This window comes from Paracoccus xiamenensis (assembly GCF_011308835.1).
GTDB lineage: Bacteria > Pseudomonadota > Alphaproteobacteria > Rhodobacterales > Rhodobacteraceae > Paracoccus > Paracoccus xiamenensis.
The window spans coordinates 65571-77983 of record NZ_JAAOHY010000008.1; the positions used below are offsets into that span (position 1 = coordinate 65571).

Here is a 12413-nt window from a genome sequence, read left to right on the forward strand (position 1 = left end):
CACCGTCATCGGTAATCAGCCGTGCCGTGTTCCGCTTGCGTTAACAGACGACCGTCGCATTGATGCCGACAGGGACTGGCGCCGATCAGCCCGGCCTGTCGATGCCTTCCCCGGGCAGCGTCACGGGCCTGTCAAAGGTGCGATACAGTTGGCCCCAACCCGGGTCGCGAAGATGCTCTGTTAAGCCCGCGCGTGTCACGAGTTCGCGTGCGACGCGGTTGCCTTCGGCCAAGGCCTCGGCCTCGTCAACGGATGTGATGCGGCGGTCTTCCATGATCAGCTTGCCGTTCACCATTACCGTCCTGACGTCGCTGCCGACCCCTTGCGCGATCAACCGATGGACCGGCTGCCAGTCGGGTGTCAGATGTGGTGCACCCATATCCACCACCAGCAGGTCGGCCTTTTTCGCCACTTCCAGCGAGCCGATCTCGTGATCCAGACCAAGCACCTTGGCGGCGTCGATCGTGATCATTTCGAAGGCCTTGCCTGGCGGGAAGAAATATCTATCGTGGCCGCGCAAGACATGCTGGACGGACTGGAAAAGCCGCGCCGTCTGCAAAAGGTCGAAATATCTGTTGGGCGCGGTTCCGTCGGTGGTGACAGCAACCGTGATACCGCGTGCCATCATTTCGATGACCGGCGTATTGCGCCCGGGCGGCGCGTGGGTCACCGGTGTTTGCGTCTCTGCAAGAATATCGATTTCGGCAGGTGAGATGCCCCAGCAGTGCTGTATGTGAATATCCGGCCCCAGAAGGGCATTTTCCGTGTCCTGCGCCGCCAGACGGATATGGCCGGCAAAAGCGTCGGAATGCAGCCTCACGCCATATTTGCGGGCAAGCTCGCGCACGACGCGGGCGTGATGGCGATCCTCTGCCGTCAGCTTTACGGCTTGATCCGGCGTCGAGATGTTCGATGTTTCAATCGAGGGGACGATGGTGAAGGGGGTAAGATAGACCTTGATCCTGCCATCGGCTTGGCCGTCAAGCGTCTGAATTGTTGCCTCGGCGCCGTCCATCATCTCGGTAAGGCTGATGCTGCGACGAACCGGGCTGCCAGTTTCCCATCTTGTGACCTCGCGCGGCCACGGCAAGCCAGCGGGGCCGGTGCAGATGATATTGCGCAAACCCAATTGCGCATAGGCGTGGGCATGGGCGACCGCGAATTCCGGGTCGTCCGAGCGCGGCATTGACGAGATGATGCTGACGCCGGTCGTCACCCCTGCGCGCAGCCGTTCGAGGCCCGAGACCATCCCTTCGGCCGCCCAGAAATCCCGCGTTGTCTGGTGCCAATAGGTTGGTGTCACAATCTTCATCCATAGCGGGCTCGTATCGGCCCCGATGCCACGGATCAGGCAGTGACCGGCATGACCATGCGCGTCGATAAGCCCGGGAAGCAGCAGTTTGCCGCGGCAGTCTATCACCCGATCGCCGGGGGCGGGTTGCAAGGCGCCGGCGGGGTCAACGGCGGTGATCCGGTCGGCCTCGACACGCAGGGACGCGTCTTCAAGTATGCGGCGGGATGCGTCCATCGTGATGATGGTGGCATGAGTGAAAAGCGTAGCCACGACAGAGCCTTTCGTCGGCCAGAAGTGCCGGACGAGATCGGCCGCACGCACTGGAAAATTGGTGGTCAGTTGGAAGTTTCGCGACCGCGCCCCGGCGTGGACGGCGGCCAGAATGCGCGCTGCGCTGATGCCAGCAGGATGTCACGGACCAAATTGGATCGCGGCGATTTCTTTTCCATACGCCTGTGAACCCTCGATCGCGTCGCCGCGAGGTCGAAAACAGGCGTCCCTCCCGCGATTGTCGCGGAAGGGACGTTCGCAGAATTACTGGCCGACCACGGTGAACCAGTGGCGTGCCTTGTTATCGGCACGCAGGTCGATGCTTTCGACCTTGGCCGATGTGGCCCAGGCGATTGGTTGCTGATGAAGCGGGATCAGGAGGATCTCGTCCTTGGCCACTTTCAGCGCTGCCGCTTCCAGCTTCAGCCGCTCGGCCGGATCGGTGGCCTGTGCCGCCTGTTTGACCAGTTCGTCCAGCTCTGGCGCCGACCAGCCGCCATAGTTGGAAACGCCATATGCGCCTTCCTTGGTCGCCAGCACCTGCGACAGCAACGAAAATGCGTCAAGCGTCGGCTCGTTCGCCCAGCTGATGTTGAAGACTTCGGTTTCGCCCTTGGAGCGTTTGGGCGATTGCACGGCGCGCGGCGCCATGTCGATGCTAGGCGCAAAGCCGGCGCGGCTCAGCATGTTGCCGATACCCTGGCACCAGTCTTCTTCGTTGATGCTTTCGTCATTCATGCAGGTATAGGTGAAGGCCAGGCCGGATTTGCCCGCTTCTTCCAGCAGTGCCTTGGCTTTTTCCGCGTCCGCCGGTTCATAGGTGTCCAGCTCGGGGGCATAGCCGGCAATATCCGGCGCGATCAGTGAACCCGACGGCCGGGCCAGCCCGCGCATGATCCGCTGGTTGATAAGATCGCGGTCGATTGCCAGTTCGAAAGCCTGCCGGACCTTGAGGTCATTAAACGGGTTCTCGGCGCCTGATGGCAATGTCTCGCGACGGTTGAAAGCGACGAAAACGGTGCGCAGTTCTGTCAGGCTGATGACCTTTACATTCGGGTCGGCCTTCAGTCGTTCCAGATCCTGAATCGGGGCGGAATCGATGACATCGACCTCGCCCGAAAGCAGCGCCGCGATGCGTGTCGCAGCCGAAGTGATCGGGATATATTCGAGCCGGTCGATATTGTGCTTTTTCTCGTCCCACCATCCATCATTGACCAGCAGCACCGTCATTGCATCCGGCTTGCGGCTTTCCAGCTTGAACGGGCCGGTGCCATTGGTGTGCGTTGTGGCGTAGCCCTCGGCGCCGGAATCGTAGCTTGTCGGCTTTTCGGTGTTGTTGTCCTTCAGCCAGTCCGCATCGAAGACGAAGATGTTGGTAATGTCGTTCAGAAACAGCGAGGAAGGCGTCGTCACGTCGATCTCGACCGTGTGGTCGTCGATCTTCCGGATGTCCTTGAACAGCGGCATGTTGCCCTTCAACGGCGAATCCGGGTCTGCGGCGCGCTTGAACGAGGCGACAACATCGTCTGCGGTCATATCCGCGCCGTCGTGGAACTTCACGCCCTCGCGCAGTTTGAAGCGCCAGAACTTGCCGTCGACCAGCTCCCATTCGGTGGCGAGCGCCGGCTCCAGATTGAAGGTTTTGTCATAGCGCACCAGACCTTCATAGATATGGTTCAGAAAGGCGAGGTTCGACGTTGACGGGATCGAATTGGGATCAAGCGATTAGATATCGGCGCGTGACGCCCATTTTACGGTTTCTGCCTGAAGCGCTGTCGCGCTGATGCTCAGGGCAAGTGCGGTCGCAAGTTTGCTGAATATCGACATGGTCCTCTCCTGTTGGGGGGTGGGATATATGTTGGCCGCGGGCCGGGAAGGCCCGCGACAGGTTCATGCGAAATGACAGGCGACGCGGGCGCCGTCCGCCTTTTCCAGCAGCGCTGGGCGGTCTGCCTTGCAGCGATCGGTCGCAAGGGGGCAGCGGGTGTGGAATGTGCAGCCCGAAGGTGGGTTCAGCGGGCTTGGCACCTCGCCCGAGGCGATCTCGCGGTCGCGCTGCGGGTGGCTGACATTCGGGATCGTCTGCAGCAACAGCCGCGTATAGGGGTGTTTCGGATCGGCAAAGAGGGTTTCGGTTTCAGCCTCTTCGACGATGCGGCCCAGATACATGACGGCGATCCGGTCGGACATGTGGCGCACGACGGACAGGTCATGGCTGATGAAAAGGTAGGTCAGGCCCAGTTCGTCCTGCAAGCGCCGCATGAGGTTCAGGATCTGTGCCTGCACCGACACGTCCAGGGCGGATGTCGGTTCGTCGCAGACCAGAAAGTCAGGCTCCGAAGCGAGCGCGCGGGCGATCGAAATCCGCTGCCGCTGCCCGCCCGAAAACTCATGCGGGAACTTGTCGCCATCCGCCGCATTCAGCCCGACGATCCCCAGCAGCTCGGCCACCCGGTCCAGGACCTCGGCATCCGAATTGCGCAGTTTCAGCTCGCGCAACGGCTCGGCGATGATGTTTTTTACCCGCCAGCGCGGGTTCAGCGACGCATAGGGATCCTGAAAGATCATCTGCGCCGACAGGGGCTGGCCGGATCGTCCGGGCGCAAAGCGGATCTGGCCGCCGCTGGGCGCATAAATGCCGGTCACAAGCCGCGCCACGGTGGATTTGCCGCAGCCGGATTCGCCAACAAGGCTCAGACATCCGCCCATCGGGACGGTGAAGCTGACATCATTCACCGCGTGCAGTGATTTGCGTTTCTGTCTATAGATCACCCGGTTCAGAAACGGGGGCGAGACGTCGAATACGCGGTCGAGTTCGGTGACTTCGAGGGCAGGGGCGTTCATTCGGTGCCTCCATCATGTAGCCAGCAGGCAGCGGCGCCTGTGCCGGTGGGGACAAGGGTGGGGCGGTCGCGGCGGCAACGCGGCCCGGCCATGGGGCAGCGGGGATTGAAGGCGCAGCCTTGCGGAATCGCGTTCAGGCGTGGCATCGCGCCGTCGATCTGGTGCAGGTGTTCGACCCGCGCCCCAAGCGCCGGGATCGAGGCCATCAGCCCTTTCGTATAGGGGTGGGCCGGGTTCTTCAGGACGGTATCGACCAGCCCGATCTCGATCAGGCGGCCTGCATACATCACCGCCACCCGATCGGCGGTTTCGGCGATGACGCCCATGTCATGGGTAACCAGCATCACCGCAGTGCCGTGTTCCTTGCACAGCCGCCGCAGCAGCCCGGTGATCTGCGCCTGGATCGAGACATCCAGCGCGGTCGTCGGCTCATCCGCGATGATCAGACGCGGCTCTGCCGCCAGTGCCAGCGCGATGACCACACGTTGCCGCATCCCGCCGGAAAACTGGTGGGGATAGTGATCCACACGTTCCGCGGGCGCGGGGATGCCCACTTCCTTCAGAAGGCCGATGGCCCGTTCACGCGCGGCGGATCTGCTTTTGTCCGGCATGTGCTGGCGGATGGTTTCCACAAGCTGGCTGCCCACGGTAAAAAGCGGGTTCAACGAGGTCAGCGGATCCTGAAAGATGGCGCCGATTTCGCGGCCCCGGATCTTCTCCATCTCCTGGTCCGACAGGGCGTCGATACGCCGCCCGGCAAGCCGGACCTCGCCCCCGGCAATGCGTCCGGGGTGTTCCAGCAGCCCCTGGATGGCCAGCCCGGTCATGGATTTGCCCGCGCCGGATTCGCCGACCATGCCCAGGATCTCGCCCGGCCGGATCTCCAGCGAGATGTCATTCAGCGCCGTGAGGATCCCGTGACGGTTGGGGAATTCGACCGTCAGGTTGTGAACCTCGAGGCAGGTCTCGGTTGTGTCAAGCATTCCGGGCCTCGCTTATGGGATAGCTGGGGGGGAAGATGTCGGCGACTGGCGGATGGTCCCATGTCCGGGCGGGGTATTGCGCGATCAGCCGGTCGAATTGCGCCTGCGCCTGCGCGCGTGCCGCGACCATGTCGATCCCGGCCAGTTCGCCAAAGCGCATCGAAAGCCGGCCATCCACAAACACTGCTTGCGTCACCTTGCCGGAACCGCCGGTTACGAGCGTGGTGATGGGGTCGATGGTGGGGGCCATGTACAGGTCATCCAGCCCGAAGACCGCAATATCGGCGCGAGATCCCGGCGCAAGCCGGCCCAGATCGTCGCGGCCAAGCGCGCGGGCACCGCCAAGGGTCGCCGCGTCGAACAGATCGCGCGTCGTGATCCGGTCGGGTTCGCCATCGTTCATCCGGCAGGTAATCAGGCCGATCAGCAGGTTCATAAGCATGTCGGGCGGCGTGGTATCGGTGCCCATGGCGATGTTCACGCCCATCGCCCGCAGCTTGGAAAACGAATGCAGACTGCTGCCACCCCGCGCTGATACCAGCGGGCAATGCACGATCGAAACGCCGTGGCTTGCGTAAAGACGCAGATCCTCGTCGGTGGCGTTGGTTGCATGGGGTGCGATCAGCCTGTCGGACAGAAGACCTTCGCGGTCGAGCCAGACCGGGGCGGTGGAACCGTGAAGGGCCTTGACGGTGTCCACCTCCATCTGTCCCTGCGCCATGTGCAGGCGGACCTTTACGTCCAGATTGGCAGCCTCTGACATGGTTTCGCGCAGCAAGGCAGCCGTGCAGGTTTCAACCCGGTCGGGCGCAAGCATGCCCTGCACCAGACCCTCATGGCGTCCCGATTGGCGCGCAATGAAGGCGGCGGCGTCCCGAAGCCCGGCCAGACCGCGCGCCTCGTCGAAATGGGGCCGCATGTCGCCCGGGGCATGGAGCACCATGCCGCCGGCGCGATAGGCGGGTGAAAGATAGACCCGCAGGCCCAATTCACCCGCGGCATCCGCTGCTGCGTCGAATTCGGCCATGGTCTCGGCCCATTCGCGGTAAAACAGCGAGGCGATGGGCGCTGCGGTGGTAATGCCGTTCAGCAGCAGCTGGCCAAAGGCGAAACGTTTCTGAAAGGCCAGCTCCTCGGGCGAATACATCTCGTACGGGCCGGCATCGACATAGGACTGGGGCCAGACCCTGCCTTTCTTCCAGCCGGGGAAATGGTCGATGCCCAGAATGGTCGTGTCGAGATCGGACAGCGCGTCCAGATCCACCAGCCCGGGTGAAATCAGCGCCGCGCCAAAGTCGATCCTGCGGGCAACCTCGCCCCCGAAGCCATGGCCGGTGAAGATAACGGTCGCGCCGTCCAGCACGACCTCGCCCCGGCGCAGCAGGACATGGCCATCGCCGTCATGCGCAAGCACCCAGTCGGCGGTCAACAGCGTCCGGCCGGCGGGACGCTTGCCAAGGGTCAGCTCGGCGAGGGCCTGTTTTGCTGTCGGCGCGCCGGTCATGGCATATCCATGATGCACTGGCCGTTGCGGGCGATGACGCGACCGGCTTTGACGACCAGAGGCGGCGGGCTGGGCTGAACCACGGCGTGGCCGATGGTCTCGCCATTCAACAGGGTGAAATCTGCATTGCAGCCAATGGCAACGCCGTACCCTTCGATCCCCATCAGATCGGCGCCGCCCTGACTGACCAGTTCCAGCATGTGCCGCAGGTCATTATCCGAGCGGACACCGTTCCTCATGCCGATGATGCGGGCGCGGTCCATCATGTCGGGCAGGCCCCATGGCCCCCAGGTGTCGCGGATGCCGTCGCAGCCGGCGCCGACGCGCAAGCCTGCCTCGCGCAGCCGTTTGACCGAAGGCACGGTGGCAGAGGGCGCGCCGGTCGTGGCGATGCCGATATCCAGTTCGGCGATCTCCTCGATCAGTTTGCCCACGCGCAGATGATCATTCATTCCCAGCGCAAAGGCATGGCTGATGACGAATTTGCCCTGCATCCCGTTGGCCCGGACCCGTTCAAAGATCAGTTCCATCGTGAAGGCGCCAAGCTCGCCCGTTTCGTGCAGATGGATGTCGATGGGCACGCCATGTTTCACAGCCAACGCGAACAGCGTATCGAGCTGGCCTTTCGGGTCGCGGTCGATCCCGCAGGGATCGATGCCGCCCAACACCGCGCAGCCCTGCGCCAGGGCCTGATCCAGCAGCTCGGCCGTGCCCGGCGTCACCATCAGCCCGGATTGCGGGAAGGCGACGATTTCAATGTCGATGATGTCGCGCAGCTTGCGCCGGGTTTCTTGCACGCCTTCGACCAGCCGCAAGCCGTGTGTGGGGTCGATGTCGACATGGCTGCGGATATGGCTGGCCCCGTTTGCCGCAAGTCCGATCGCGTGACGCATGGACTGCCGGTGTGGGTCGATGCCGAGCCCCAGACGGTTTTCACGTTCGAAATCGATCCGTTCCCGCAGGACTGCGGCGCGGTTGTTTTCGTGCCAGCCCATGCCCCAGGTGGTCTTGTCCAGGTGTGTGTGGGCGTCGATCAGCCCCGGCCAGAGGATTGCGCCGCGCCCGTCCTCTTCCGCGGTTCCGGGGGCAGGGGGAACGGTGCCGTAGGCGGCGATCTTGCCGTCCGCTATCAGCAGGTCGGTTACGGATTCGCCCAAAGGCCGGATGTTGCGCAGGATCAGATTGCTCACGGTCTTACCTCAGCTTGGGGTTCAGGGCGTCGCGCAGCCAGTCGCCCAGCAGGTTGACAGAAATGACCAGCAGCGACAGTTGCACGACCGGAAAGATCACCATCCACCACAGGCCCGAGAACAGGTATTGATTGCCGATCCGGATCAGCGTCCCCAGCGAGGGCTGGCCTGGCGGCATGCCGATGCCAAGGAATGACAAGGTCGCCTCGGTCAGGATCGCCATGCCGAAGGACAGGGTGGCGGCAACCAGAATGGGGGTCAGCGTATTGGGCAGGATGTGGCGGAACATGATCCGGCGGTTGGGGACATTCAGCAGCTTTGCCGCCATCACATATTCCTTGCCGCGTTCGACAATGGCCTGGGCGCGGACGGTGCGGGCATATTGCACCCATCCCGAAAGCGTGATGGCCAGCACAAGAACCGCCGACGCCCCGATTTCGCGCAGCCCCGGCGGCAGCATCTGACGCACGATTGCCGACACCAGAATGGCGATCAGAATGGTGGGAATGGACAGGACGACATCGCCGATCCGCATCAGCACATTGTCGGCGATCCCGCCGAAATAGCCCGCGATCAGCCCCAATGTCAGGCCGATTGCCAGCGACAACACGACCGAGGCAAAGCCGATCAGCACCGAAATTCGGGTCCCGTACAGCAGCACCGACAGCATGTCGCGGCCCTGGGTGTCGGTGCCCAGAAGATAGGGCCATTCGCCCCCTTCCTGCCACAGCGGCGGCAGTTCCGATTTCCACATATCCAGCTGCGCGGCGTCATAGGGGTTCTGCGGCGCGATCAGGGGCGCCAGAAAGGCCGATCCGATCAGGACAATCAGCATCACCGCCGCGATCCGGGCAGACCAGCTATGTGTGAAAGACCACCACAGATCGCTGGCCCGCAGTCGTGCAAGGCGTGGGGCAGGGGTCGGCACGGGCGTCGAAGTCATGATTTGTCCCCTTAATTCGCGCTGCGCAGGCGGGGGTCGATCACCGCATAGGTGATGTCGACCATCGTGTTTAGGAAGACGAAGATGAAGGCGACGATGCACAGATAGGCGGCCATCACCGGAATATCTATGAAGGTCACCGCCTGGATGAACAGCATGCCCATGCCCGGCCACTGAAACACGGTTTCGGTAATTAGGGCGAAAGCAATGAGCGTGCCGATATTCATCGCCGTCAGCGTGACCACCGGCATCAGGCAGTTGCGCAGGGCGTGACGAAAATAGATCTTGTAGCGGCTGATGCCACGGGCGCGGGCGAATTTCACGTAATCCGACCGCATGACCTCCAGCATCTCTGCGCGGACAAGTCGCATGATGAGCGTGATCTGATAGAGCGACAGCGAAATCGACGGAAGCACCAGCGCCATCAGCCCCGAGCGGGTGAGCAAGCCGGTGGACCACCAGCCAAGATTAACCACATCTCCGCGCCCGAAGGCCGGCAGCCAGCCGAGTGTCACCGAAAAGACAAGGATCAGCAGGATCCCGACCACGAAGCTGGGCAGCGACACGCCGATGATCGATCCGAACTGCAGGACCTCGGAATACCACTTGCCGCGCTTGATGGCTGTCAGGACGCCTAACGGCAGCCCGATCAGCAACGACAGCACGGTCGCGACGATCACAAGTTCCATCGTCGCGGGAAAGCGCTCGGCGATCAGGCCCAGAACGTCCTGCCCGTTGCGATAGGAAATGCCGAACTCACCTTGGGCGGCGTTGCCGACGAAGCGCGCGTATTGAACCAGAAAGCTGTCATTGAGCCCCAGCTTTTCACGCAGCAGTTCACGGTCGGCCTCGGTCGTCTGTTCGGTCGACATCATATCGACCGGATCCCCCGCGAGCCGGAAGATAAGGAAGGCCAGAAAGGCAACCGCCAGCATGACGAAGGCCGCGTTTGCAAGCTTCTTGAGAACGAAGGCAATCATCCGGTCAATCCTGACGAAGCGAGAAGGCGCCAGATCCCGGCAGAATTTCGGTGCCTGGGGGCGGCATTGCTGTCTGGCCCTGTGTCATGTCGCTTCTCCCTGCCTCTGCATGTGTCGAGTAGCATGTAACCACCCTATGTCTGATGCTTCATGTGTCAACTATTTTGTCGACAATTTAGTAGGCGAAACTACCTCAGCATATTTTTGCGGCACTGCTGCCTGTTTGGATGTCGCGCAATTTCTTGCGGGTTGTCAGGCTTTCACGCGCGGATACGCGTAGGCATTGGCTTTTGATGTCAGCAATCTGCTGCCCACCAGCGCCTCGGCCTGCTTCACCGCAACGACCACGCCGTCGATAACCACGACCCCGGTCGCCTTGCTGAGTGATTCGGCCATCTCTGACATGCCTGCGCAGCCCAGAAGCACCGCTTCGGCACCGTCTTCGTCCCGTGCGCGGGTGATTTCGGCAACAAGTAGGCTAAAGGCGCGATTCTGATCGGAATCGATGGACAATACCGGCAGGTCGATGCATCGCACGCGGCGGCAATGCCGGCTGGCGCCATAGCGATGTACCAGGTCTTCGATCGCCGGAACCGATCGCGGCAGGGTCGTCACGACGGAAAACCGCTTGGCAACCACCATGGCCGCCTGCACCCCGGCCTGGCAGATGCCGATCACCGGTCCCGTTGCGACCTCGCGCGCGGCATCTAGCCCCGGATCGTCGAAACAGGCAATGACTGTTGCTTGCGCGCCTTCGGATTCTGCAAGGCGGATCTGCTCCAGCATCGACGGCACCGAGAGCGCCTCATCCGAAAATCCCTCGATACTCACCGGCGACGGCCCGCGTCCGGTCCCAGCGCGAATCACCGTATCGGCTGCGGCGACGCGGCGCGCGGTCAGGGCCGCCATGTCCGTCATGGCCTGCGTCGCATTGGGATTGATGACGAAAACCTGCATGTCAGTTGCCCCCTCCGCTCAGGACATCTGATAGGGCGGGTGCTTTCAGCACAAACTGCTGATCGGACACGATATAATTGTCGGCATGAAGGCGTGCGATGGGTTGGTAGGTATTCGGATCCACATAGCGTCCTGCCGCATCAAGGCAGTCGCGGCGCACATGCATATGGACCACTTCGCCAAGCACCAGCATGCGTTTGGGATATTCGATCAGCCGTTCGACCCTGCATTCCATCGCGCAGGGGCTGGCCGGGATCCATGATGCGTCGATCTGGGTGCATGGGCTGACGGCCTCACCCGCCAATGCCAGTTCGTCCACATCACTTTCGACGCCAAGCCCGCAGACCAGCATGGTCCGCGACAGGGCCATATCGACCATGTTGACCACGAATTCCCCGGTGCGGCGGATGTTGGTGACGGTATCTTTCTCGCGCCCGTCGGCGCGCGGCTGGATTCCCAGCACAACAATGGCCGGATCATGCGAGAAGACGTTGAAAAAGCTCATCGGTGCGCCGTTGTCATCGCCCGCTGCGGCCCGCGTCGTTACCAATGCGATCGGTCGCGGGCCGACGAAATTCGTCAGCAGTCGGTACCGATCCATAGGTTCCATCTGTAGAAAATCGAAATCCATGCGCGGGCCTCATCTGGTAAGCAGCATTTTGCCGCCAGTTGCTGCATACAATATTGTCGACAATAATGACAGCATTTAATCTGGACCAGAGGCAAAAACCGGGTAGTCTGGCGCAAAGATGATGCTGCAGGTTTGATATGGACACGCTTACCGCCGAACAGATCGCCGAGCGGATCTGGCTTTCCATCGCAGAACGGCGTTTGCGCCCCGGAATGCGATTGAAGGAAACCGAACTGGCAGAGGTTTTCGGCACCAGCCGCGCGCGCGTACGGCAGGTGCTGGGGATGCTGGAGCGTGAGGGGTTGGTCACGATAGAGGTGAACAAGGGCGCATTCGTTGCCGAACCCTCGGTCGAGGATGCGCGCGACATTTTCCATATCCGCCGCGCCGTCGAGGGCCGCGTTCTGGAACGCCTGGTCGATCGGTTGGACAAGAAGAAGATCGAAACGATTCGTCGCCATGTCGAAAAGGAACGGATCGCCAACGCCGACAACGACCAGCGTCAGATCATCAAGCTGTCGGGCGGCTTTCATCAGATGCTTGCCGAGATGGCCGAGGCGGAGTTCCTGAGTGTGCTGATGCGGGACCTGATCAGCCGCAGTTCACTGATTACTGCCGCATTTCGCGATTCAGCCAAGTATAATTGCGGACCAGACGAGCACGAAGAGATACTCAACCACTTGCGGGACGGCGATCCTGAAAAGGCGCAAGAGGCGATGCGCCACCATCTGGAGCATGTTGAAAAGGAACTGCGTCTTGCTGCGGGGCGCGATACGCCGCGCAGCCTGAAGGACCTTCTCAGCTAGCCGATCTGCGG

General features: G+C 62.0%; 12 protein-coding genes. 2 read left to right on the forward strand and 10 right to left on the reverse strand.

Annotated elements, in window-relative coordinates:
* Nucleotides 1-85: 85 nt before the first annotated feature.
* Nucleotides 86-1420 carry an amidohydrolase family protein gene (locus tag G7044_RS15020; protein WP_328803866.1) on the reverse strand — a complete coding sequence of 445 codons (1335 nt, stop codon included), beginning with the start codon at nucleotides 1418-1420 and terminating at the stop codon, nucleotides 86-88.
* On the opposite strand from G7044_RS15020, the gene G7044_RS18070 reads away from it, so the two are divergent.
* On the forward strand, nucleotides 1355-1753 hold the full coding sequence (locus G7044_RS18070; protein ID WP_235931354.1) for a hypothetical protein: 399 nt from the start codon (nucleotides 1355-1357) through the stop codon (nucleotides 1751-1753). The two genes, G7044_RS15020 and G7044_RS18070, sit on opposite strands and share 66 nt — an antisense overlap.
* A gap of 75 nt (nucleotides 1754-1828) precedes the next feature.
* Here G7044_RS18070 and G7044_RS15030 read toward each other — a convergent pair whose 3' ends face one another.
* The 9 genes from G7044_RS15030 to G7044_RS15070 all read right to left on the reverse strand — a co-directional run bounded on the left by G7044_RS15030 (nucleotide 1829) and on the right by G7044_RS15070 (nucleotide 11596).
* On the reverse strand, nucleotides 1829-3220 hold the full coding sequence (locus G7044_RS15030) for an ABC transporter substrate-binding protein (RefSeq protein WP_207630322.1): 1392 nt from the start codon (nucleotides 3218-3220) through the stop codon (nucleotides 1829-1831).
* A 234-nt stretch (nucleotides 3221-3454) separates the two neighbouring features.
* Entirely contained in the window at nucleotides 3455-4408 is a 954-nt protein-coding gene (locus G7044_RS15035; protein ID WP_166330317.1) for an ABC transporter ATP-binding protein, read from the reverse strand.
* Nucleotides 4405-5391, reverse strand: a complete 987-nt coding sequence (locus G7044_RS15040) for an ABC transporter ATP-binding protein (RefSeq protein WP_166330319.1) — start codon at nucleotides 5389-5391, stop codon at nucleotides 4405-4407. Before G7044_RS15040 ends, G7044_RS15035 begins: the two co-directional genes overlap by 4 nt.
* A complete protein-coding gene (locus G7044_RS15045; protein ID WP_166330321.1) occupies nucleotides 5384-6895 on the reverse strand; it encodes an amidohydrolase family protein in 1512 nt (503 codons plus the stop codon). Before G7044_RS15045 ends, G7044_RS15040 begins: the two co-directional genes overlap by 8 nt.
* A complete protein-coding gene (locus G7044_RS15050; protein ID WP_166330323.1) occupies nucleotides 6892-8085 on the reverse strand; it encodes an amidohydrolase family protein in 1194 nt (397 codons plus the stop codon). Before G7044_RS15050 ends, G7044_RS15045 begins: the two co-directional genes overlap by 4 nt.
* Before the next feature lie 4 nt (nucleotides 8086-8089).
* Nucleotides 8090-9028 carry an ABC transporter permease gene (locus G7044_RS15055; protein WP_166330325.1) on the reverse strand — a complete coding sequence of 313 codons (939 nt, stop codon included), beginning with the start codon at nucleotides 9026-9028 and terminating at the stop codon, nucleotides 8090-8092.
* 11 nt (nucleotides 9029-9039) lie between these two features.
* On the reverse strand, nucleotides 9040-10008 hold the full coding sequence (locus G7044_RS15060) for an ABC transporter permease (RefSeq protein ID WP_166330327.1): 969 nt from the start codon (nucleotides 10006-10008) through the stop codon (nucleotides 9040-9042).
* A gap of 252 nt (nucleotides 10009-10260) precedes the next feature.
* Nucleotides 10261-10965 (reverse strand): aspartate/glutamate racemase family protein, encoded by a 705-nt coding sequence (locus G7044_RS15065; RefSeq protein ID WP_166330329.1) that lies wholly within the window; start codon nucleotides 10963-10965, stop codon nucleotides 10261-10263.
* Between the two features lies 1 nt (nucleotide 10966).
* The gene (locus G7044_RS15070; RefSeq protein ID WP_166330331.1) at nucleotides 10967-11596 is read right to left on the reverse strand and encodes a flavin reductase family protein; all 630 of its coding nucleotides are present in this window, start codon (nucleotides 11594-11596) and stop codon (nucleotides 10967-10969) included.
* 137 nt (nucleotides 11597-11733) lie between these two features.
* Here G7044_RS15070 and G7044_RS15075 point away from each other — a divergent pair, with 137 nt between their 5' ends.
* Nucleotides 11734-12402, forward strand: coding sequence for a GntR family transcriptional regulator (locus tag G7044_RS15075; protein WP_166330333.1), 669 nt, complete (start codon nucleotides 11734-11736; stop codon nucleotides 12400-12402).
* The last annotated feature ends 11 nt before the right edge of the window (nucleotides 12403-12413 follow it).

What these genes read in the sequence shown, in the direction of transcription:
- G7044_RS15035 (WP_166330317.1), bottom strand. Translation starts at nt 4,408, where the DNA reads ATGAACGCCCCTGCCCTCGAAGTCACCGAACTCGACCGCGTATTCGAC.
- G7044_RS15040 (WP_166330319.1), bottom strand. Translation starts at nt 5,391, where the DNA reads ATGCTTGACACAACCGAGACCTGCCTCGAGGTTCACAACCTGACGGTC.
- G7044_RS15045 (WP_166330321.1), bottom strand. Translation starts at nt 6,895, where the DNA reads ATGACCGGCGCGCCGACAGCAAAACAGGCCCTCGCCGAGCTGACCCTT.
- G7044_RS15055 (WP_166330325.1), bottom strand. Translation starts at nt 9,028, where the DNA reads ATGACTTCGACGCCCGTGCCGACCCCTGCCCCACGCCTTGCACGACTG.
- G7044_RS15060 (WP_166330327.1), bottom strand. Translation starts at nt 10,008, where the DNA reads ATGATTGCCTTCGTTCTCAAGAAGCTTGCAAACGCGGCCTTCGTCATG.
- G7044_RS15065 (WP_166330329.1), bottom strand. Translation starts at nt 10,965, where the DNA reads ATGCAGGTTTTCGTCATCAATCCCAATGCGACGCAGGCCATGACGGAC.
- G7044_RS15070 (WP_166330331.1), bottom strand. Translation starts at nt 11,596, where the DNA reads ATGGATTTCGATTTTCTACAGATGGAACCTATGGATCGGTACCGACTG.
- G7044_RS15075 (WP_166330333.1), top strand. Translation starts at nt 11,734, where the DNA reads ATGGACACGCTTACCGCCGAACAGATCGCCGAGCGGATCTGGCTTTCC.